Annotated in this window: 20 protein-coding genes; 15 read left to right on the forward strand and 5 right to left on the reverse strand. The window is 59.1% G+C overall.

Annotated features, from left to right (window positions below):
- Positions 1 to 15 precede the first annotated feature (15 nt).
- The 8 genes from AZF01_RS23075 to AZF01_RS23105 all read left to right on the forward strand — a co-directional run bounded on the left by AZF01_RS23075 (position 16) and on the right by AZF01_RS23105 (position 11327).
- Positions 16 to 969, forward strand: coding sequence for a DUF1403 family protein (locus AZF01_RS23075; RefSeq protein WP_024706420.1), 954 nt, complete (start codon positions 16 to 18; stop codon positions 967 to 969).
- Positions 970 to 971: 2 nt separating this feature from the next.
- Positions 972 to 1730: an SMC-Scp complex subunit ScpB gene (locus AZF01_RS23080; RefSeq protein ID WP_036235763.1), complete on the forward strand. Its 759-nt coding sequence runs from the start codon at positions 972 to 974 to the stop codon at positions 1728 to 1730.
- 22 nt (positions 1731 to 1752) lie between these two features.
- Positions 1753 to 2049, forward strand: coding sequence for a hypothetical protein (locus AZF01_RS24200; protein WP_156484765.1), 297 nt, complete (start codon positions 1753 to 1755; stop codon positions 2047 to 2049).
- 380 nt (positions 2050 to 2429) lie between these two features.
- A complete protein-coding gene (locus AZF01_RS23090; RefSeq protein ID WP_024707233.1) occupies positions 2430 to 8555 on the forward strand; it encodes a hypothetical protein in 6126 nt (2041 codons plus the stop codon).
- Between the two features lie 701 nt (positions 8556 to 9256).
- The gene (locus AZF01_RS24205) at positions 9257 to 9427 is read left to right on the forward strand and encodes a hypothetical protein (protein WP_156484766.1); all 171 of its coding nucleotides are present in this window, start codon (positions 9257 to 9259) and stop codon (positions 9425 to 9427) included.
- A 309-nt stretch (positions 9428 to 9736) separates the two neighbouring features.
- Positions 9737 to 10024 carry a metalloregulator ArsR/SmtB family transcription factor gene (locus tag AZF01_RS23095; protein ID WP_024707232.1) on the forward strand — a complete coding sequence of 96 codons (288 nt, stop codon included), beginning with the start codon at positions 9737 to 9739 and terminating at the stop codon, positions 10022 to 10024.
- Positions 10021 to 11079, forward strand: coding sequence for a permease (locus AZF01_RS23100; RefSeq protein ID WP_036236437.1), 1059 nt, complete (start codon positions 10021 to 10023; stop codon positions 11077 to 11079). Before AZF01_RS23095 ends, AZF01_RS23100 begins: the two co-directional genes overlap by 4 nt.
- An 11-nt stretch (positions 11080 to 11090) precedes the next feature.
- Entirely contained in the window at positions 11091 to 11327 is a 237-nt protein-coding gene (locus tag AZF01_RS23105; RefSeq protein WP_024707230.1) for a thioredoxin family protein, read from the forward strand.
- A 152-nt stretch (positions 11328 to 11479) separates the two neighbouring features.
- On the opposite strand, the gene phnE (AZF01_RS23110) is transcribed toward AZF01_RS23105, so the two are convergent.
- The 5 genes from phnE (AZF01_RS23110) to AZF01_RS23130 form a co-directional block, all read right to left on the reverse strand.
- Positions 11480 to 12289: a phosphonate ABC transporter, permease protein PhnE gene (gene phnE, locus AZF01_RS23110; RefSeq protein WP_024707229.1), complete on the reverse strand. Its 810-nt coding sequence runs from the start codon at positions 12287 to 12289 to the stop codon at positions 11480 to 11482.
- Positions 12286 to 13098, reverse strand: coding sequence for a phosphonate ABC transporter, permease protein PhnE (phnE, locus tag AZF01_RS23115; protein ID WP_024707228.1), 813 nt, complete (start codon positions 13096 to 13098; stop codon positions 12286 to 12288). The genes phnE (AZF01_RS23110) and phnE (AZF01_RS23115) overlap by 4 nt, the downstream gene beginning before the upstream one ends.
- On the reverse strand, positions 13095 to 13916 hold the full coding sequence (phnC, locus tag AZF01_RS23120) for a phosphonate ABC transporter ATP-binding protein (protein ID WP_024707227.1): 822 nt from the start codon (positions 13914 to 13916) through the stop codon (positions 13095 to 13097). Before phnC ends, phnE (AZF01_RS23115) begins: the two co-directional genes overlap by 4 nt.
- Positions 13917 to 13980: 64 nt before the next feature.
- Positions 13981 to 14928 carry a phosphate/phosphite/phosphonate ABC transporter substrate-binding protein gene (gene phnD, locus AZF01_RS23125; RefSeq protein ID WP_024707226.1) on the reverse strand — a complete coding sequence of 316 codons (948 nt, stop codon included), beginning with the start codon at positions 14926 to 14928 and terminating at the stop codon, positions 13981 to 13983.
- 193 nt (positions 14929 to 15121) lie between these two features.
- On the reverse strand, positions 15122 to 15652 hold the full coding sequence (locus AZF01_RS23130) for an arsenate reductase ArsC (protein WP_024707225.1): 531 nt from the start codon (positions 15650 to 15652) through the stop codon (positions 15122 to 15124).
- A 354-nt stretch (positions 15653 to 16006) separates the two neighbouring features.
- Between AZF01_RS23130 and AZF01_RS23135 the strand changes: the two genes are divergently transcribed.
- The 7 genes from AZF01_RS23135 (at position 16007) to AZF01_RS23165 (ending at position 22179) form a co-directional block, all read left to right on the forward strand.
- Positions 16007 to 16993: a PstS family phosphate ABC transporter substrate-binding protein gene (locus AZF01_RS23135; protein WP_024707224.1), complete on the forward strand. Its 987-nt coding sequence runs from the start codon at positions 16007 to 16009 to the stop codon at positions 16991 to 16993.
- A gap of 66 nt (positions 16994 to 17059) precedes the next feature.
- Positions 17060 to 17992 carry a phosphate ABC transporter permease subunit PstC gene (pstC, locus tag AZF01_RS23140; protein WP_244435529.1) on the forward strand — a complete coding sequence of 311 codons (933 nt, stop codon included), beginning with the start codon at positions 17060 to 17062 and terminating at the stop codon, positions 17990 to 17992.
- Position 17993: 1 nt separating this feature from the next.
- Complete coding sequence (pstA, locus tag AZF01_RS23145) at positions 17994 to 18947, forward strand: phosphate ABC transporter permease PstA (protein ID WP_024707222.1); 954 nt, start codon at positions 17994 to 17996, stop codon at positions 18945 to 18947.
- Positions 18948 to 19031: 84 nt separating this feature from the next.
- On the forward strand, positions 19032 to 19829 hold the full coding sequence (gene pstB / locus AZF01_RS23150; protein WP_051424018.1) for a phosphate ABC transporter ATP-binding protein PstB: 798 nt from the start codon (positions 19032 to 19034) through the stop codon (positions 19827 to 19829).
- Positions 19830 to 19850: 21 nt separating this feature from the next.
- Entirely contained in the window at positions 19851 to 20528 is a 678-nt protein-coding gene (gene phoU / locus AZF01_RS23155; protein WP_018065832.1) for a phosphate signaling complex protein PhoU, read from the forward strand.
- 30 nt (positions 20529 to 20558) lie between these two features.
- The gene (locus tag AZF01_RS23160) at positions 20559 to 21266 is read left to right on the forward strand and encodes a winged helix-turn-helix domain-containing protein (RefSeq protein WP_036236432.1); all 708 of its coding nucleotides are present in this window, start codon (positions 20559 to 20561) and stop codon (positions 21264 to 21266) included.
- A 76-nt stretch (positions 21267 to 21342) separates the two neighbouring features.
- Complete coding sequence (locus AZF01_RS23165) at positions 21343 to 22179, forward strand: helix-turn-helix domain-containing protein (protein WP_018065834.1); 837 nt, start codon at positions 21343 to 21345, stop codon at positions 22177 to 22179.
- Positions 22180 to 22318: the final 139 nt, after the last annotated feature.

The raw sequence follows: 22318 nt of genomic DNA on the forward strand, positions 1-22318 counted from the left end.
TGTAACTTCATCGCCATGGATTCGTACCCCACACCACACACCAGAACCGTCACGCCCACCGGCCCACTGCCGACCTGGACCCGCCCGCGCGGGCGCGACATCACCGAAGCCGATGCCGCCTTCTCCGCCGCTATCGCCCTGAAATCACTCGATGATATCGTTCGATCCGAGCCGCCTTGGGCCGGTTGCTGGCGCGAACGGCAGGCGCTCAAATGCGCCGCTGCCGCCGTCCGCCTGTCCGGTCGCAACGAAGACGAACACGCGTTGCGTGACGCCGTTCTGCTCACCGCCGCCGGCGACGATCCCGGCCCTGCGGGCAAGATGTTTCTGGCCTATAAAAGGCTTGCCGCCCGAAAACCTGGCTTTGCCGCAAAGCAGGTCCAAGAACTTGCCGACCTGATGGGGATCGTCTCTGACGACCAGCTGGCCGCCATCCCGGAACTGGCAGACACCGCTCGCCAATCCGGCCGCGCCGTTCCCTTCGTGGTCGCCGACCTTGTCACCGCGATCCTCGCCGTTCGCCCGGATGCCGAACCGCTGGCCTGGGCCATCGCCGATAGGATGATCGCAACCCAGCTCAAATGGAACTGCCCCGTGCCGCTGCTGATGGCTGAACGTTACGGCCCGGCGTTTAGGACCATCGGGGGCCGGGGGCGTGTGCGCCCGGGCGAACCCGCATTCGCGGGGGCGCTTTGTTTGGCTCTGGTTGACGCCGCGGAGAGCGCTCTGCGGTCGGCCGGCGAGATCGCCCGCCGCGCCGAGACGCTTTCGCGTGTGGCGCCGAAGGTGCGGACCAGGGGCGCCGGCCCTGTCATTCAGGCACTGCTGGATGCGGACGCGGTGCAAGCAACCGCGCCCGGCAGCCATCTCTCCCGCTGGGCGGCCACGCGCCTGTTCGAACGGCTCGAAGGTTTGGGCGCCGTGCGCGAATTGTCGGGCCGTTCATCCTTCCGCATTTACGGGTTGTGACCATGACCGGAGCAGCCGATAACAGGCCATCCCGCCGCAAGAAAGCGACCGCAGCAGCCGGAAAAGCGGGTGCGACCGCCGCAGCCGAAAACGCGAAAGCCGCTCGCGGTCGCAGACAAAAGTCAGAGGATGAAATCCTCTTTGATCGTGAACTGGATCAGTTTCCGCCGGAGCTGCGCTGGCGTGAATGGATGCTGCGGGTCGAGGCGGTGATCTTTGCTGCCGCCGAGCCGGTCACCCGCGAGACGCTGGCCCGCGTCGTCGGCAAGGATTGCAGCATCGACCTGCTGATCGACGATCTTCGCGAAGAACTCACCGGACGGCCCTATGAGCTGGTTTCGGTCGCCGGCGGCTGGCAGCACCGAAGTCGTTCGGCTTACGCGGATGCGATAAATGCTTCGAATGCTCCGACACGCGGCGCAGCAACGACGTTGTCCGAATTCGAATCCATGGTGCTGATGGCCGTCGGCTACTTCCAGCCCATCACTCGCGCCGAACTCTCAAAAATCTTCGGCAAGGAGGTCAGCCGCGACACCATAGGCTCGCTCCGCAACGCCGCCCTCATCGCCTCCGGCCCCCGCAGCCCCACCCCCGGCGCACCCTACACCTACGTCACGACCAGGCACTTCCTCTCCGCCTTCGCCATGGAAACGCTCCGTGATCTGCCGGATATCGAGGCGCTCGAGGATGCGGGGCTGCTCAGCAGAGCTGCCGTGCGGGAGGAGGCGATGGCGGCCGTAGGCGACGGCGAGGAAGAATGAGGGCGCGTACCAAGCGAGAGAGGTGGCCGATATCGGCAGGAAGGCGGGAGATAGGCGGGAGGACCACTTTTTCGTATCACCGCAACGCGACATGCATGGTGACGCACCGGTATCTTATGGTGAATTTGTGACATCGATCGCCAACGAGACGCCTGCTCGCCTGAGCGATATCGGTAAGGTTACGGCGCTTCTGGTTGGGGAGAAGGGATTGGATATTGGCAACGCGGCGAATTCACCAAAGCGCACATCTTCTCCGATCTATAGAGACACGATAGGTGTCTTTCAGCAAACGCGCTTGTGGCCGGCGCGGGAGATTTGATCGTCGCATCTACATCTGGGATGCCGAATATCAGATCCCAAATGGATCTCGACCGCTCTGTCTGGCAGACGAGCTACGGCGGGTCGCATAAGTTCTCATTCCGTTCGCCCGCCGCTTACGATTTCGGAGTGCTTTTGTTTGGCCCCTACTTCACGAAGCTACCCGCGATACCCCACCCCGACTCGAGAAACTGGTTGTCACCGGCGACGTGTTGCACGCCCGTCGGGGGATCGCGGGAACTTGCCCAGTGAACAGCTGATTGGAAAGCTACAAAAGTCATTTCGGAAAGTCGTCCAAAAAAACTGTAGGATGATGCTCTACCAAGATTTTCTATGTTCGCGATTCGTGCTGTAACTATCTGCTAATGCACGGATTCGTTGATGGCTAAAAAGAAACCAACAAATAACAAAGCCAGGGAGCCGCAGCGGGGAAGGACGCCTGAAACCAGGATTCCGCCACCGCCCGGGCACCGTGAAGACGTGCTTCCACTCGTCGCTGTTGGCTCAAAAAAGTTCGAAGAACTTTGCCGAGCGATCTTAAAACCACAGTTTAAAGACGTTCTTCGGGTGGCATTAAAGCGTACATCCGGAGTCGAGCAATATGGCGTCGATGTAGAGGGCTTCGATCAGCAGCACGATCCCGTCGTAGTGCTTTCTGCCAAATGTTACCAGAAGGTAGATGCGTGGGAGTTTCGCCCATGGATCCAGGATTTTTTCGACCACCTGGACGGTCACTGGAAAGGCAAAAACGTACGCCACTTCATTCTCGCCGTAACTGTCGCTGCAAACGATGACGACATGAACGAGGCGGCACGCACACTTGCTAAGTCTCTTGCCCAGAAAGGGATTCAGTTTCATCTCTGGGATTCCGTGCACATCACGGACCTTTTGCGCAATGACCCACGATTGATTGACCGGTATTTCCATCGGTACTGGGTGGACGCGATGTCGGCGGAGATCGAAAGCGACAGTCCGTCCGTAAACCCTGCATCTACGGTCTCGCCAAACAAGCTTGGCGGTTCGATCGCCGCTTTAGCAGCCCAGTTACAGGACGCAATATCCGGACCCTTTAACAGCGCCGTTTCCCGCGAACTTGAAGCGGCGGTCGCCGAGCTTCGACGCGGCAAGCGATCCGCTGTCCGCAAATGGATTGCATCAAATCGCGCTGAAGAGGCCACTTGGCAAACGATTGATCCCGCAGTCCGCGCTAAAGGGCTTCGCATTCTAGCGATGATCGAACTCGCTGAAGGCGATCTGGACAAGGCCGATGCGCTCGTTTCGGAGGCAAATGATTTAAGTGAAGAGCTAGATCCCTCCGCCCGCGTGATGATCGCCCGGGTAACTGCCGGAGTCGGCGCTGCCCTTGAGGAGCTCGGCAAGCCCACGACCAGGCGAGAGCGGGAGCTTGCAGCGGGGTTGTCGATCGACGCGGATGACCCCCGTGCAGCACTCAATATGCTTGCTCCGCTTGTTGGAGACGATGTTTCCAGCGAGGTCCTGCGTCTCCGCGGAATTGCTACCCTAATGTCTGGTAGGGGCGCAGCTGCGGCGCTGAACCTCGTGAATTCAGCGCTCTCCAAGGAGCCTGAAGGCGCTATCGCGCGGCTCACCCGCGGAATTGTCCGGATTGCCTCGGCTCTTGTCGAAGGGGTTCTACCCGGCTTTGGCGGACCTCCGAACCCCATCAATCGCGCGCTGGTCCGTTCAGAACAGGTGGCTTACGATCAGCTGGATGCCGCCAGGCAGGAATTTGAAGGGCTTCTGTCTGTCGTTGATGGCGATTTGCGCCGAGAAGTTGAGATCTGGAAGCTCGCTGTACTGATCTTGCATCCCGAAAGGAGGCAAGAAGCCAGAAGATACGGGCGATACCTGTTGTCGAGGCCTGTTCCAGATCCCTCTGCCATAGCCTGGTGCCTTCAAAACAACCTTCCTATGCGTCGGGGCAAGATCAAGAAGGCAATCGGTGATCTATTGCGCAAAGGTGAGGGAACGCCTGGCCACGTCGTCGCCCTCGCCCTTTTGGCGGCCAAAGTCGACAAGCCGTCGCGCGCCATCGCCGTATTCGAGAAGTTCAAGAGGCACTTTCCTGAAGCCGAGGAGTTTTTCAACGAGTGGCGCAAGCAGTTCGGCGAGAATGCTGGATCGCCAGAGGCTTCTTATTCGGCAGCAGTCCGCTATGGGATCGAGGCCAAGAACTACGCTCCGCTCATCGCGTTCCTTTCGTCTGGCTTGTCGAACGCCGAGGCTCTGATCGCGGGCTCCGAGTTCCTGATGTCACGGAAAGCATATGTCGAGGTTTTCAAACTACGCAATCAGCTGACAGCCATTGGTACCCTGCGTGCGTTTGAAATTGCTTCGGTGGCTGCCTTCCGGTCGGACAACGCCCAGTCCTCCGTTGAGGTGCTCACGGAGGCGTCCCGAGCGGGACTTGCCTTGCCTCCGCGGCTGGTTCAGCTACGCCTGCGCGCACAAGAGGCGACCGGTGATCATCTGAATCTAATAAAGGACTTGAAGTCGCTGCTTAGCCAATCTGATGATCCTGATCTCAGAAGGCAGCTCTTCAACGCGTACGTGCGTATTGGGGCGCTTGAAGACGCGGCCCGGGTGACGAACGATGCGATAGCGGCTCGTTCGCTCGATTACGTGAATGCGTTAAGGGTAGCCAACGCGCTTCGAAATTTTGCACCCGACACCGCGCGACGCGTGATCGCAGACATTCAGCGCGACCAGTTACCAAAAGAGCTGCTTCCGCAACTTTTGGCGCTCTCGTCCGAACTTGGGTTGAGAGACGTCCAGGACGAAATGATCAGGAGGCTGGTCAGCGAACCCGGTTCAGAGGGTATGATGACGCGCTTCGATAGTGTCGAAGCTGTCATCAAGTTTATGAATGAGCGCGCCGATCAGTATCGAGTACTGATCGACCAATGGCTTGCTGGTAGCATTCCGTCTGCCCTGGCTTTCAGTGGTGACGCCAAAGATTATGCATTGCTGTTCCTGGGAGATCGGAACTCGAGGCGTGCGAATTTCGGCTTGAAGTTCCCCATGTTCCTGACCGCGGGGACGAAGCGGTCCGCTGATACGATTGATACCACCCGCCGACCGGGGCTCCGGCTCGACCTAAGCGCGCTTCTCCTGGCTGATCGAGCCGGAATTCTGGACAAGATCGAGCAAGTTTTCGATATCCACATCCCAGCATCGCTCCCTGAAGCCCTGATCGAGATGCGTGGAAAATTCGGGACGGTTTCCGCAGAAATTGCGCGGCAGGTGCGCGCGGTCGCCCGCCGAGACAGCGCGGTCAAAATCGTCGCTTCTCCGAAGGAGGGAGTTTTTGTGTTGGAAGCGCTGAGGCATGCGCCGGAAGACGATGCAGGACGCGGCATCTTCACCACTCTCTTGGAGAATGCTTTCCAATCTGGTCACGTAACGCGCGCGGAGATGCAGAAGGCTCGGGAAAGTCTCGGCATTCCGGACGACATGGTGGAGCTGTCGTTCGACACAGTGATGGTCGGCCAGTCGGCGTGCCTGGACCTGATGCTCCTCGGCCTTCTCGAACCTATAGCTCGGTCTTTCCCAACCAATATTCTTCAGGCCGATCTGGACCAAATGCTCGCACAGATCGCCCTCTTTGAGTTCGAGGAGGGGATCGGCAACAGGCTGGAGACGCTTCGGAAGACGGTCGCCGCGCGTCTAGCTTCTTCCGCGTGGCATAGTCTCCCATCGCGCGATGAAGAATTCAGAGCTATGCGTCGGGAAGCTCCAGCGCATGTTCGTTGCCTCCTAGAAACGCTTCCCCGTGAAGAGGGGGTCGATCCACTGCTCTACTGGATCGAAGACAGAACCATATCGAGAAATCCGCCGTCTAACGCGGTCAATCTTGGACAAATACTGGCAACACTTCGACAGGCCGGGCGTCTCGGCAATGCCGAATACTATATCGTCATAAAGCTGCTACGGGACGCCGGATACTCGTTCCTGCCCATAGACGCTGACGAACTTTATGCTCAGATCAGTGCAGCCCCAATCGTCAGCGGCAGGGTTGTCGAAAACGATGACCTGATGGCGATCCAGAGCTGGTTCGCGCAGGACGCCATCAATCTCAAGCATATCGACCTCACCGTTGAGATCGATCCCAGCGGTCATGTAATAGGGGAGAGCCGTCGCACCCTCCAGCTCACGCACATCGCGCAGGATCTATTCGCGCGAATCTGGGCCGATCCCACCGCGACCGACGAACAGAAGGTGGCGCGCTCATCCTGGGTTTGGTCAAACCTCCGCCTCGATTGCACGCCGGCCCGTACAGGGTCCGAGCAACCTCATGTTCTCCGACAATTCGGAGCCTTGAATGTCTCGCAGGCGCTGGCTTTGCCTCTCCACGCGGAACTCGGCGAACCGGAGCTGGCAAAATCTGACCGGGCCAGCTACGTCAACTGGCTGATGGCAACGGTTGTTGAGCCACTTGTCGAAGCTGACCCCGAGGCAGGCGACATCATTGCAGAGACGATCGCCGGAATGCTGGCCAGGCTTCTTGAAACCCCGGACGACACGGACAAGCGGCTGAAGAAGGCGTTCGAATCGCAGATGCGTCGTGTAGTCGCTGAATATTTGCGGCTTCTTCCGCTCGATTGGGCGGATCGGGTGGCTTCACGGCGAGGAATCGATGACATACTCGACCGCCAAACCGTAATGTTGCTTGAGATTGGGGACGAGCGGGTGGCGGTTAGGTCGATTGCCGCTGCATTCACTGAGGCGTTTTCGAGCCCCCGCCGCAGCGCCAGGTTCCAGTTCCACGAGAGCAAGAAGTTCGCGCAAATTTCGTTGGACGATAGCGAGCAGGGAAAGCCGAAAGCCATCGTTAAACGAGGACGGAAGTCGTACCCTCTTGACCCGGTTACTATGGCCATACTCCACCCCGATCCACGAACGAGAGAACGCACTCTCAAGACTTCGATGCCCATGGGCAGTGTTGGCAAGCCTATATCGGAGGACGAACTAGTTGCGGTGGCGAACGAGCCAAGCCCCGAACGAAGGATCGAGGTTATTCACGACCTATATTCCGCGGATTTTTCGAGGCAGCTCACCCTGTTGGATGCTCGGCTCAAGAACACTGAGCAATTGCGCATCGCTGATTTCGAGCTGCCAGAGCCCGGCGTTCTGCTGAATTATCTTGGCATTGCCGCTGATTTTTCCGGGAACGGAGCGGAGCTGATCGAATCGTCCTTCAGGATCCTGAGCGACAAGATTAGTCCAGAAGAAGCCGTCTGGAGGACCTCTAGCATTCCACGACGGGTCCCGGAGGAACTTCTAGAGAGCTACACGCCGGCGATTCGAAAAGCTCCAGGAGATGCCCAGCGTTTTCTCTCCCTCTCGCTAACTCGCGCATTCACGCTGGCACGCACCGGTGAGTTGCGGGATGAAGATCTCAATTTCCTTGGTATGCTCGATGACGAAAGGTTGAGATTCTTCCGAACAATTCTCCGTCACAGTGGCCGACAAGCGCTCTCGTCCGAGGACTGGCGGAAATTAAATCCCGAGATTGCATTTTATCTTTTATGGCTGCATGCCGATCAGTTGATGCGCGTGCTTTCGCCATCAAATTCAGCGCTGCGGGCGCTCGGTGACTGGCTCTACGCGCAGACCCCGCGCAGGCTTACCGATGATCAAGAAGTCTGGGGCAGGTGGGTTCGCAATTCCGTTTTCAGTCTATCGGCCATCCGGATAAGGGCTGCAATCGCTGCAGAACTGCTGGATCTCGGTGCCACTGTACCGGCCGATCAGATAACAATGCTCGGTCGAGACACAGGTGGGGATTGGATGCCGAATCCTCAGTTGCTTGCCACCCTTCCAAGCGGGTCGCCGGATCTGTGCTGGATAAGCCGAGACCCTATTCCTGTTTTCTTAAAAGCTGGTTGGATGGTGCCTGACAGTGCGTTCGTGGTGAGAGATCCTTCAGGGCTTTTGACGCGTATAATCCAAGAGATGCGTGACGAAAATTGGCGTGTCCTAGTCTCCCTGGTCTCACTTGTGGTCGACATCACATCAGTCGATGAGGCGTCTCTCTCGGAGCTTAATCGAAGGATTGATAGCTACTTGAAGCTCGACGACGCCCTCGACGTAGATCCTTCCCGATCTGCATTGATGGATGTCGCCGCCAAGGTTTTTGGCCGACAGGCCGCTGACGAGGCGTTCCAAAACCTAATCACAGTCGTAGGAAAGACCGCAAGGTCTCGGTGGCCGCGAGAGAACGCCGACCTACATGGCGAGGCTGATGTCGATGGGCTAGCTCTCGACCTGGCGAACGCGATCCATCTGTTCAGCTGGGCGCGGCACAGCGAAACATCGGCCAGGATGATGTCATTTTGCAGGTTGCTACTTGACGTTGCTACGGTTTGGCGCGGCTTCCGATCTGTCGCCCTAGAATTGCTCGAAAGCGTGCTGGCTCAGGCGGACATTCCCACTGCAGCAGTAAGCGTCTGGCCTGCGCTTTTTGAGCTGAAGGCATGTCGTTAAACTCAAGAAATTACAAACTAAAGTAGCATTTACCTTGTCGTCTTTCCGCCGTCCGCAAGCTCGGGACGCTTTCGATATCCCGCGCCACGACATTCCCTCCCACCATCATCGCCAACTGCGCGCAGCGGCGATGAACCTGTGGGCGAAGATCGCTCGGGCATGATCAGTGCACGCGGCGGGCGTCACGCTTTTTCTTCGCGGTCGTTAACTTTACGATGCCATTAAGACTGTTCCTGGACCGTGGATCGGAGCCCCTCGATTTCTTGCCGTTGCTCGGCATGGTCGGTAACCGGTGTTCTGGCTGTAAATCGGCACAGGGGTTCGACGCCGATCGGCACGATAAGTCTTTGAAAGATTTAAAGGGCGTGGGGTCCTGGTGCCACGCTGAACTAAACCAGGTTCTGTCGGGCGGAATCCTGCCGGCAAGACCTTCCTGGATGCCGTGAAGCGCAGTCGCAACTGCGCTTGGATGGCTCTGCGAAAAGCCATACGGGTAGCAATTGATGGGTCCGCAGTTCGAATCCTTTCAAGACCCTGCTGGTGAGCAAACTCCCTTTCAAGGGCCCGTCCTGCGGTTCGGGCGCGATCGATCAGCTTGTTCTGGGTGTAGCGAAGAGGGGCATATACCGATAGCCCGCTCAAGTTCAGCAGTAGATAGTCGGTGATGCGATTGACCTCGAACCGCCATTACCGCTTTGCGTATGGGGCAGCCCTTCACCATCGCGCTCGGTTTGAAAGCGGTATTCCTCGTCACGTCCGTATTGGGGCTGATTGGTCTCTGGATCTCGATTGTGGCGGATACCGGAGCGACGGTGCTTGTCACGCTGAACGCGCTGCGATTGCTACATTTCGATCCCGAACGCGAGGCCTGATTTCATGATTTCCAGCTTCGGTTGGGCCGCGCTGCCCTCATTTTTGCCGCCTTATCTTCTTCAGAGGTAGGGCGATCGCGGCTCGGCGGGGTTCATTTCTCCGTCTCGGTTCTTGGCGCAGTGTAGGGTTCGGCGCATGCGAGCAAACCGATCCAGGCGCATGCCGAGGCGCTGAAGAAGAGGCCAGTTTTAAGTTGAATGAGAACTGGCCCTTGAAGTCACCACCCCCGAGATCCAGTGTTTCACGCGCACCTTGTTTCGTTGATATGGATCAAGGCGCATATGCGCTGATGCGCATAGAAAACAGTCATGCAGGATCTGTTAGACGCGATATCCGACCCGACCCGCCGCGCGGCGCTGGCCCTGATCTGGAATGATCGGGAGCATTGCGTGTGTGAACTGATGACGCGGCTGGGGGCCACCCAGAGCCGCATGTCGCGCCATCTGAAAGTGCTGCGGGATGCCGGGCTGATCCTCGACCGGCGCGATGCACAATGGGTGCGCTATCGCAAGAATCCGGACATCAGGCCCGAATTCGCGGCGGTGATCGCGGCGGTTCTGGCCGCTGAAGCTTATGCGGAAAGGCAAAGCGCATGACTATCGCGACGCAGAGGTTGAAAAGCGGGCGGGACGGTTCCGCCCTCAGATGGTATCTCGGCATCGCGGGCGCTTCGGTGATCTGGTGGCTGGCCTATGGTCAACTGATCGCCTTCTCCGAATGGGCCACCGCGCTTTTTCCCGTCGACCGCCAAAGCCACACCGGCGAGGCGATTGCCTTTTTCTTCTATGATGTTCCCAAGGTCTTGTTGCTTCTGACCGGCATCGTGTTTGTCACCGGCGTGTTGCGCAGCTGGTTCAGTCCGGAGAAAACCCGCGCATTGCTTGCCGGAAGACGCCAGATTTTCGGCTACCCCATGGCCGCGGCTCTTGGCGTTCTCACACCCTTCTGTTCATGTTCCTCCGTACCGCTTTTCATCGGCTTCGTTTCAGCCGGGATTCCGCTTGGCGTCACGTTTTCGTTTCTGATCGCAGGCCCGATGGTCGGACCTGTCGGACTCGGCCTGCTTTATGGCCTTGTCGGCTGGAAAATTGCGACGATCTATCTCGTCTTCGGCTTCACCATCGCCACGATTGCCGGTTGGGTTCTCGGGAAGATGCGGCTGGAGCGCTACCTTCAGGCGTGGGTGCGGGAAATCAATGCGGGATCGGCGGGCGACCTCCCCGAGGAGCGGATGAGTTTTGCCGACCGGTTGAAGATCGGCCTTGAACAGGTCCGGGAGATTGTCGGCAAGGTCTGGATCTGGGTCGTGGTCGGCATATCCATCGGGGCGCTGATCCACGGTTATGTTCCTGAAGCGCTCATGCTCCGGGTCATGGGCGGCGAGGCGTGGTGGTCTGTTCCGGCTGCCGTTATCGTCGGCGTGCCGATGTACACCAATGCCGCGGGCGTTATCCCGATCGTCGAAGCGCTCCTGGGCAAGGGCGCTGCCCTTGGCACGACGCTGGCCTTCATGATGTCGGTCATCGCGCTTTCCCTGCCCGAGATGATCATCCTCAAGCAGGTGCTGACCTACCGGCTGATCGCGATTTTCATCGCCGTTGTGTCTGCCGGTATTCTAGCCACGGGCTTCTTGTTCAACCTCATCCTCTGAAAGGAACGATCATGAAATTGATCAGGATTTATGGCCCCGGCTGCAAACGCTGCGAAGCAACGGAAGCCATGGTGAAAGCCGCCGCCGAAAAGCTCGGCATTGCCGCCGACATTGAAAAGGTGACCGATCCGAAATCAATAGCGATGGCGGGCGTGATGTCGACACCGGGCATAGCGGTTGACGGCAAGCTTGTTCACGCAGGAGGGCTGCCGGACAAGGCCAAACTCGAGGCCTGGCTGTCGGCGTAGAATGAAGGAGCGGGGCAGCACTATCCGCTGTCCCGCTCAACTCTCCTGACGCAGGAAACCAGGTGCGCACCAGAGCATCGGGCGATGCTCTGGCCATTCCTTCGCCGCTCCGGGTTAACGAAAAACCGGTAACCACTTTTCCGCCCGGCGCTCTAGATAATCGCCTGTCGCACCCTTGCCGATACCCATTCCGACACAATGACGGTTGCGAGAATGACGACGAGAATCATCGTGACCTGCGGCCAGGCCAGCACATTGAGCGATGACTGCAGTTTCAGACCGAGGCCGCCGGCGCCGACAAGGCCGAGGATCGCGCTTTCGCGGATATTGATGTCCCAGCGGAACACGGTGATGCCCCAGAAGGCGGGCTGCACCTGCGGAACGATGGCGTAATCCAGGATCTGGGCGTGGCTGGCGCCGGTCGCGGCAATGGCTTCGACCTGGGTCGCGTCAACCTCTTCAATCGCCTCATAGAGCAGCTTGCCGATGAAGCCGACCGAGCGCAGGCCGATGGCTATGACGCCGGCCAAGAGGCCCGGCCCCATGATGGCGACCAGCAGCAGCGCCCAGATCAGCGAATTGATCGAACGGCTGGCCACGATGACGAACAGGGCCGCAGGCCGCAGGATCATGGCCGACGGCGTGGTGTTGCGCGCCGCCAGAAAGGCGACCGGCACGGCAAGAACGACACCCAGCATGGTGCCGAGCGTGGCCATGTTCAAAGTGTCCCAGAGCGGCGCCCAGAGCTCGTTCATATAAGACAGGCGCGGCGGCCACATCCGGCTGCCGATATCGGCGGCCTGCTTCGGCGCATCGCTCACGAAAGCCCAGATCGTGTCGTGCGTCATAACCTGCCAGCACCAGACGGTCAGCGCAACGAGGCCAAACCAGCCGGCCCAGATCATCAGCGATTGCCGGGATGTGCGGCGGCGCCAGACCGCGGGATAAGGGGCGTCGCTCATTGCAGGAACTTCCGGATATAGCTGGAACCGTACTCCGCCACCATGACGAGGAGAATGATGATCAGGATGATCGCGCCGGCGCTGTCATATTCATAGCGGTCGATGGCGGTGTTCAGGGTCGCGCCGATGCCGCCCGCGCCGACAATGCCGATCACCGCGCTTTCGCGGAAATTGATGTCGAGGCGATAGAGCGACAAGCCGATGAGGCGCGGCATGACCTGTGGCTGGATGGCGTAGTTGATCATCTGCATCCATGAGGCGCCGGTTGCCCTGATCGCCTCCGCCTGCGCCTCGTCGATATCCTCGATGTCTTCCGCCAGAAGCTTCGACAAAAAGCCGATCGTGGCAAAGCTCAGCGTCAGGAACCCGGCAAACGGGCCAAAGCCGAACATCGCCACAAAGAAGATCGCGATGATGATTTCCTGCAGCGAGCGGCTGACGGCGATGATCGAACGGCAGACAAGATAGACAATCTTGGGCGAGACATTGCGCGCCGCGCCGATGCCGACCGGCACGGAGATGATGACGCCGGCCACCGTCGAGGTCAGCGTCATGGTCAGGCTCTCGATCAGCCCCTTTGAGATATCGCTCCAGCGGCTGGTAAAATCGGGTTGCAGAAAGCCGACCAGAAAACGCACGCCCCGCGACCAGCCTTCTACGATCCGCGCCCAGTTCGGGTCAAGCGTGGCAAGCGCGAGAACGAACCAGGCCGCAAACCCGATCTGAAGCCCTATCCGCCAGCCGCGATGCGTGAACACCTGCGGCGGACGCTTCCATGTCGTTGGAGAAGTCGTCGGATAATTGCTCATGCGCCGAGCCTCGCAAGCACGGCCGCCTCTTCGGCTTCGGCGCTCTCGTCTTCCTGCGCGCCCTTGCGCATCGCGTTCCAGTCTTCCGCGCCGTAAATCTCGGTCAGCGCTGTCTCGCTCAGGGCGTCGGGGGCGCCGTCAAACACCACCTCGCCGGCACGCAGTCCGATAATGCGCTGCATGAACTGCTGCGCCAGCGGCACGTCGTGAATGTTCACAATGGCGGGAAGATTGCGTTCGGCGCAAATTTCGATCAGTAGCCGCATGATCTGGCGGCTTGTCTTGGGATCGAGGCTGGCCGTCGGCTCATCGACCAGCAGCAGTTCGGGTTCCTGGGCAAGCGCGCGGGCGATGCCGACACGCTGCCGCTGGCCGCCGGAGAGCGCGTCGGCGCGCTTGTCGGCCTGGTGCATCAGGCCGACCCGGTCCAGCAGCCGATAGGCAAGACCGATATCGTCCGCGCTGTAGCGGCGGGTGAAGCTGGTCCAGAACCCGACATAGCCCAGCCGGCCGGACAGAACATTTTCCATGACGGTCAGCCGTTCGACCAGGGCATATTCCTGAAAAATCATGCCGATGCGGCGACGCATGGCCCGCAATTCGCGCTGCCCCTGGCCGGTGATCAACTTGCCGGATATTGCAACCGAACCGGAGGTCGGTTCGACAAGGCGGTTGACGCAGCGGATCAGCGTTGATTTTCCGGCGCCGGAGGGACCGATCAGTCCGACAACCTGACCTTCCGGCACGGTGAGGCTGACGTCGTTCAGGGCCTTGTCGCCGGTCTTGTAGGTTTTGGTCAGCGATTTGAGTTCGAGCATGACGGCTCCACAACAAGGGAACGGGCGGATGATCTCCGCCCGTTCGAAAGGATGATACCAGTTCTTACTGGCAATTGTAGGAAACGCCGTTTGCCTCGTCGATCTGGCGGATCACGGCCCAGTTGTCCTTGAAGGTGATCGGGATGAACTGTGCTTCGCCGGACTTGGAGAATTCCTCTTCCAGCGTCGACCCTTCCCATTCGAAGGAGGCGAAGGCTTCCTTGATCTTGTCCTGAAGCTCGGGCGTCAGATTGTGCGCCAAGCCGTAGCCGGTGGTGGGGAAGGTCTGCGAGGTGTAGATGATCTCGACCTGATCGTCTGTGATCACCTCGCGGGCAACCATGCGCTTGCGCACCGAATTGGCGATCGCGCCGGCCGGATAGTCCTTGTTGGCCACGCCGAGGATGGTGTTGTCGTGTTTGCCGGAGAAAGTGGCCTCGAAATCCGTGCCGGCTTCCATGCCGTATTCGGATTTCAGAATGGCCGACGGGGCCTTGAAACCGGAATTGGAGGTCTCGGACGAAAACGCCAGGGCCTTGCCCTTGATGTCTTCAACTTCGGCAATGCCGGAGCCCGGATAGGTGATGATTTCCATCTCGTAGCCGAATGAACCGTCCTCGGCCGCCATCATGGTGAACGGACGGAAACCGGCGCAGGCCACGGCCAGCGGGTTCGAGCCGGTGTTGAAGCCTGCGACATGGAGGCGGCCGGCGCGCATGGCTTCGATCTGGGCGGCGTTGGAATCGACCGGGAAGAACTGGACCCGCTTGCCGGTAACCTCTTCCATATGCGTCAGAAAGTCCTTCCATGCCTCCGCGTAGACAGCCGGATCTTCAACCGGCGTATAGGCGAAGATCAGCACGGAAGGATCGACAAGCTCAGCCGGATCGGACGGGATATCGGCAATCAGGTCGCCGTCTGCATCCGTGTAGCGGCTGTCCAGGGTGAAATCTGCTAAAGCAGGTACTGTCATAGCAACCAGAGCGGCTGCAGCAAGAAGAGTACGACGCATTTTATTATCTCCGATCATGTTTGGATGTCATTTCGCCCGGGCTTAGCAGTGTTTTATTACAGCGATACAACGCTACTGCCCGGATGGCCGTTTTCAGATCAATGGTAATGAAATTCCCGGCAAGCAAAGCTGCCGCGATCCCTGCGCCGATACCGCTGCAAAGGCCTTGAACCGGAAATGTCTCATTCGGCATTCACTCGCTCTTTGCGGCGAGATCCGTCGCGCCTTCCATACGGCCGATCTGGTTCAGCCTGCTTTCCAGCGCCATTTTTTCGATTGTCTCCACCGGAAGGCTCAGAAACGCCTTGATCCGGATTTTGAGGAATTGTGCCGTTTGCACAAAGGCCAGTTGCTTTTGCGCATCCGTCCCCTCGACAGCGGCGGGGTCTTCAATGCCCCAATGCGCCCGCTTTGCCGCCCCGCGCGCGATCGGGCAGGCCTCTCCCGCGGCGCTGTCACAGAGCGTGAAGATGAAGTCGAAAGCGGGCGCGCCGGGGACCGAAAAGGCATCCCAGCTCTTCGAGTGAAGCCCCTCGACCGGGTAGCCCTGTGCCGCCAGCACCTTGAGCGCGAGCGGATGAACGGCACCTTTCGGCCGGCTACCTGCCGAAAAGGCCTGAAAGCGACCTCTGCCCTCCGTGTTGAGAATGGCTTCAGCCATGATCGACCGCGCCGAATTTCCGGTGCAGAGAAAGAGAATGTTGAAGTTCTGGTTGTTTGTCATGGCCGAACTCTCATTTTCATGTCGGTGTGAACAATGCGCGGAAGCGCCGTTTACCAGCAGGCGTGGTGACTGTGACCGGACGCCGACCTGCGCAAAGCCATGTCGGCAAGGCGGATCGTCAGATCGATTACGCCGTCGCTTTGGCTCCCGGCTGGATGGTATCTCCTGTTTCCCCCGAATGCCGATTGCACTGGATATTCGCGACACCCGAACGAGCCGCTGCAAGTCGCAATAAACCATCTATGTTGCAGTTTCATGAAACTGTAACATGACTGTGTTTTACCGTCCTCCGGGGACCACCCGTTGAAACCCGAATGGATTCGACAACCGATCCAGCCAGGAGAGATTATTCCAATGAAAAAGATACTTTCAGTCACCGTTCTCACTGCAGCCTCGCTGCTCGCCTATCAGGCCGCAGCCCAGGAAGATGCTATCCAGGTTGACGGCTCGTCGACCGTGTTCCCCGTCTCCGAGGCGTTTGCCGAGGAATACCAGATCGCAACCGGCAATCGTGTCGTTGTTGGCGTGTCAGGTACCGGTGGCGGCTTCAAGAAGTTCTGCCGCGGCGAGACCAGCTTCTCCGGCGCATCGCGCCCGATCAAGACCTCGGAAGCAGAGCTTTGCGCCGAAAACGGTATCGAGTTCGTCGAATTGCCCGTCGCCATGGACGCGCTTGCCGTGATCGTGAACCCCGACAACCCGATCAGCTGCATGACCGTCGAAGAGCTGAAGACGGCTTACGAGACGGAAGCACAGGGTGTCGTCAACAACTGGAACCAGTTGAACCCGGAATACCCGGACCAGCCGCTGACCCTGTTCGGCGCCGGCACGGACTCGGGCACCTACGACTACTTCACCTTCGCCATCATCGGCGAAGAGGGCGCCTCGCGCGGCGATTTCACCGCGACCGAAGACGACAACATCACCATCCAGGGCGTGTCGACCGACGTCGATGCCATCGGCTTCCTTGGTCTGGCCTATGTCGAAGAGAACCGCGGCCGTGTGAAGCCGCTGGAAATCTCGTTCAACGGCGGCGAGTGCGTTGCGCCGACCACCGAAACCGCGGCCAGCGGTGAGTATCAGCCGCTGACTCGTCCGCTGTTCATCTACGCGAACAAAGAGCATCTGGACACGAAGGCGAATGTCGAGGATTACGCGAAGTTCATGTTCAACCCGGAACTCGCACCGGAACTCGTGGCCTCCACCGGCTATCTGGCGCTGCCCAGCAAGGCCTTCTCGCTTGCTGAAGAAAAGATCGTTGCCCGCTCGACCGGCTCGTTCTTCGACGGCGGCTCCAAGGTCGGCGTCACGCCCGACGATCTTCTGAAGGCTGCCAACTAGGCACATTTCATCTCGGCGGCGGGTCTTTTCGCCCGCCGCATCTTTTTCCGGTCAAGCGAGGTTGCCGTGCCCGTAGATTCCATTCCCAGTTCAGCGGAACTCATCAACAGCGGTTTTGTCAAAAGACGGCGACTGATCGACCGGGGCATGAGGGTTTTCCTGTTCCTGTGCGCGGCACTGTCGGTATTCGTCACATTCGCCATCGTCTATATTTTGATACGCGATTCGGCCGGGTTCTTTGCCCATGTGCCGCTGTTCGATTTCCTGTTCGGCACGATGTGGACGCCGGTCTTTGCCGACCCGCAATTCGGGGTCCTGCCTCTCTTGGCCGCGACATTGCAAACGGCGGGGCTTGCTATGATCATCGCGGTGCCTTTCGGCCTGGTCATGGCAATCTATCTCAGCGAATATGCCAAGCCGGCGGTGCGTGAGACAGTGAAGCCTGCGCTCGAAATGCTCGAGGCCGTGCCCACTGTGGTTTACGGTTATTTCGCGCTTCTGGTGATGACGCCATTTCTGCAACAGTTCATTCCCGGGCTCAAGGGCATCAACCTGCTGGTGCCCGGCATCATCCTCGGCATCATGATCCTGCCCTACGTTGTCTCTGTCTCCGAAGATGCGATGCGCGCCGTGCCCAACAGTTTGCGCGAAGGCGGTTACGCGCTTGGCATGGCGAAATGGCAGGTGGCGACACGTATCGTCATCCCCGGGGCGTTTTCGGGCATCACCGCCGCCTTCATCCTCGGCATGTCGCGCGCAGTGGGCGAGACGATGGTACTGGCGATCGCAGCAGGCCAGAACCCGAACCTGACATGGGACCCGCGCGAGGGGGCCGCGACAATCACAGCCTATATCGTGCAGATGAGCCTCGGTGACGTGGCGCACGGGTCGGTCGCATACGAGTCGATCTTTGCGGTGGGTCTTCTGCTCTTTGTCATCACGCTCACCTTCAATGTCATCGGCTTCTACCTGCGCCGCAAGTTCCGCGAGGCATACTGAGATGGTTACCACAACCGAAGGAACGCTTGGCAACGGTGCATCGACGAACCAGGAGGCGTTCGACGCCGTCGCGCGCGCCAAGAAGAAAGACATCATCTTCGCCTCCGGCGGGGTGATCGTCATGGCCATCGCAATGGCGCTGCTTCTGACGCTGATCGGCGATCTAGTCATCCGCGGGGCCACCCGCATCAGTTACGATTTCTTGACCAGCTATCCTTCGCGCATACCGGCGCGGGCGGGCATTCTGTCGGCATGGGTCGGCTCGCTTCTGGTAATGTTGGTGACCGCTTTCCTCGCCATTCCAATCGGGATCGGCGCGGGGCTTTATCTGGAAGAATATGCCAGGAAGGGGTGGCTCTCGAACTTCATCGAGATCAACGTGTCCAACCTCGCCGGCGTACCTTCGATCATCTACGGTCTTCTGGCGCTCGGTCTCTTCGTCTACGGGTTCGACCTCGGCAAGACGATCCTCGTGGCCGGCATGACGCTCGCACTGCTGATCCTTCCGATCGTGATCGTCTCGACCCGCGAGGCGGTGCGCTCGATCCCTTCGATCATCAAGGAGGGTGCTTATGGCCTTGGAGCCGATCAATGGCAGGTGATGTGGCACTACATCATACCGGCGGCGCGGCCTGGCATCCTGACCGGCGCCATCGTGGGTCTCAGCCGCGCCATCGGCGAGACCGCCCCAATCATCACGATCGGCGCGCTGACCTTCATCGCCTTCCTGCCGCCGGCACCCGTGACCGGAGAGTTTCCGTTCATCTCCTTCGCCTGGCTCAACGACGGATTCACCGTGCTGCCGATACAGATGTTCAACTGGATTTCCCGGCCTCAGGCTGGTTTTCACACCGCCGCTGCCGCAACCGGTGTGGTGCTGATCGCGCTGACCTTCTCGCTCAACGGCATCGCCATCTGGATCCGGTACCGGCTCCGCAAAGGACACAGAAACTGAACCATGATTGATGACAACATGACAGCCGAAAAAGCAGACGCCGAGATCGAGAAAACCAGACTTCAAGATGAGCGCGAGGCGGCCATGCCGCCTCCGATCAAGCCTGCGGCAGAGAGCGACGCGCTACGCGCCCGGATTGAGGATTTCAGCTTTTACTACGCCAACGGCTTTCAGGCGATCAAGAGTGTCAGCATGCCGATCCTCGACCGCAAGGTGACGGCGATCATCGGCCCCTCGGGATGCGGCAAGTCCACCCTTCTGCGCAGTCTCAACCGGATGCACGATCTCTACCCCGGCAACCGCTATGAGGGGCGGGTAATACTGGAGCCAGAGGGCGAGAACCTGGTCGGTCGCGACGCCGATCCTGTGCTGGTGCGACTGCGCATCGGCATGGTGTTCCAGAAGCCGAATCCCTTTCCCAAATCGATTTACGAAAACGTGGCTGCCGGCTTGCGCGTGCGCGGGATCAGCAAACGCCAGGTGATCGACGAAGCGGTGGAAAGCGCATTAAAGCGCGCCGCGATCTGGGACGAGGTCAAGGACAAGCTCAATGGCTCGGCCTACGACCTTTCGGGCGGGCAGCAGCAGCGTCTGTGCATCGCACGCGGTCTGGCTCCGAACCCGGAAATCCTGCTTCTGGACGAGCCGACATCGGCGCTCGATCCGATAGCGACGGCCAAGGTAGAGGACCTGGTCCAGGAACTCGCGAAATCGGTGACTATCGTGATCGTCACCCACAACATGCAGCAGGCGGCGCGCATCTCGCACCGCACGGCATTCATGTATCTGGGCGAACTGACAGAATTCGGCGAAACGAGCCAGATTTTCAATAATCCCCAGCATCCCCGCACGGAGAACTACATCACCGGGCGCTACGGTTGACGAGATGTCGAAAGGAAGCAAATGGAAAAGCGACATACGCTGCAAGCCTTTGAACAGGCACTGAGTGACCTGTCCGCCGCCGTCCTGATCATGACGGAACATGTTCAGGCCATGGTTGCAAGCGCAGCCCACGTGCTTCTCGACAACGATCTGGTGCGCGCCGGTGAAGTGGTTGAAAACGATCTGGTGGTGGACCGCGAATTGGAGACAATCCGCGCCCGCTGTCTGGATATACTGGTGCGCTATCAGCCGGTGGCCGGTGACCTTCGTCAGGTCATCGCCATCGAGCACAGCGCGGGAAACCTTGAGCGCGCGGCGGATCATGCGAAGAATATCGCCAAACGCGCCATTGCGGACCGCAACTCCCGGATATCGGCGGATGCAGCTGAACTGTTCAGACAGCTGCATGCCGCGGTTCTTGGAGCATTGGAAGATGCCAATGATGCCCTTGTGCGCCGGGATGTTGACCTGGCGCACAAGGTGGTGCGCGGCGACAGGCGTATCGATGTCCTCCATGACGATCTGTTTCACCTTGTTCTGGCAGGCAGCCGGCGAGACACCTCGAAACTGAAGTCCGATATCCATCTGCTGTTTGCCGCCAAAAGCCTGGAGCGTATCGGTGACCACGCCACGAATATTGCCGAAGAAGTGATTTTCATGAGCAGACGCGAAGCGCCAGACGGATCGATCGACACATAAGACGGGTCAACAAATAAGACGGGAACCGCCATGCTGAAGCAGAAAGCACTCGATCTGCTGAAACCCAGAATTCTCGTGGTCGAAAACGGGATGGTCGAACGGGACTCCCTGTTCCGGCAACTGCAGGACAGCGGATATGCCGCGTGCGTGGCGATGGACGGCAAGACACCGCTGCAGGCGGCAAGAGATGAAAGGCCGGACATCGTCCTTTTCAATTGGGTCGCACCGAATGATTATGGCTTCAACCTGTGCCGCAGCTTCAAACAGGACAGCGCCACGAGGCAGATGCCGCTTATCATTCTGTCCGGCAGTTCCGGCGAGGAAGTCAAGGTCAAGGGGCTTGAACTGGGCGCAGACGATTACCTGTCCAAACCCTACTCTTCATCGGAGCTGGCGGCGCGGCTCCATGTCCAGCTTCGTCGTATCGATTCCGGAAAGGTAAGGCCCTGCCTCACCTTTGAGCGCATCGCTCTGGATGAAGACGCGCTGCGGGTCTATATCGAAGGACGCCCCGTGCATCTCGGGCCAACCGAATATCGCATGCTTGCGGCCTTCATGAGTCGTCCTGGACGCCCCTTCACCAGGGAACAGTTGTTGGAACGCGCCGGACGGCGCAAAGGCGATGTCGATATTCGCAGTGTGGATGTGCATATCGGCCGTCTGCGCAAGGTGCTCAACCAGAAGAAAACGAACTACCCGCTCCGAACAATCAGGGGAATAGGGTACGCCCTCGGCTAAACCTTGCGGCTGACACAAAATCGTTGTCTCTTCCGGTCATAAGCATAAATCGGACTTATGACTGCACTGAAGAGGCATGCACGTAATGATAGATGACATGGTCGGGATGCTCGATGCGCTCGGGCACGCCGAACGGCTCCACGTATTCCGCGTTCTGGTTCGACGATATCCGCAATCAGTGGCAGCCGGTGAACTGGCCGAAACACTTGGCTATAAACGCTCGACGCTTTCTATCTATCTATCGGTTCTGCGGCGTGCGGGTCTCGTCCATCAGGATCGCGACGGGAACTCCTTGTTGTACAGCGCCGATCTATCCGGCGCGAAGTCGCTGATAGGCTTCCTCTCGGAGGATTGTTGTCGGGGCCGAACAAACAATGACCATCGCACGATAGATTTCGACGCGAACGATCACCGCAGATATAATGTCCTGTTCGTCTGTACGCGCAATTCAGCGCGGTCAATCTTTGCCGAAGTCATCCTGCGTGACACCGCGCCTGAGCGGTTTGCAGCCTATTCCGCAGGCACATCGTCACATGGCGCGGTCCATCCCTTGACCCTGCAGGTTCTTGAAGAAAACGGACACGAGATTTCAGAACTGGGGACAAGCTCGATCGCCGAGTTTCAGAAGCCGACCGCGCCGCAAATGGACTTCGTTTTCACTGTGTGCGACCAGGCGGCCAATGAAGAATGCCCGGTCTGGCCCGGACAGCCGGTGACGGCGCATTGGGGTCACCCGGATCCCGCCGCAGGCGTTTTCAGCGATGAAGAACGCCTCGAATTGTTTCGCCAGACCTATCAGGCCATGCGCCGGCGCATTCAACCCTTCGCTCAACTCCCGGGACCGACCCTCGATCGCGCCGCCCTTCAGGAGCATGTGGACGATATCGGTAGGCTGCGCCTGGCCCGAGTCTGAATACTGTCGAAGAGCGGCGCTTTCACGCTGTCTTGGGCAGGATTCGCCTTCTGGCCAGGCGACCAACCGGCTATTACGACAGCGTCATCGTGCCGACGGCAACTTCCAGGCAGCGAAACTCACCGCGCCATGACCCAAG

Origin of the sequence: Martelella sp. AD-3 (assembly GCF_001578105.1) — a bacterium.
Lineage (GTDB): Bacteria > Pseudomonadota > Alphaproteobacteria > Rhizobiales > Rhizobiaceae > Martelella.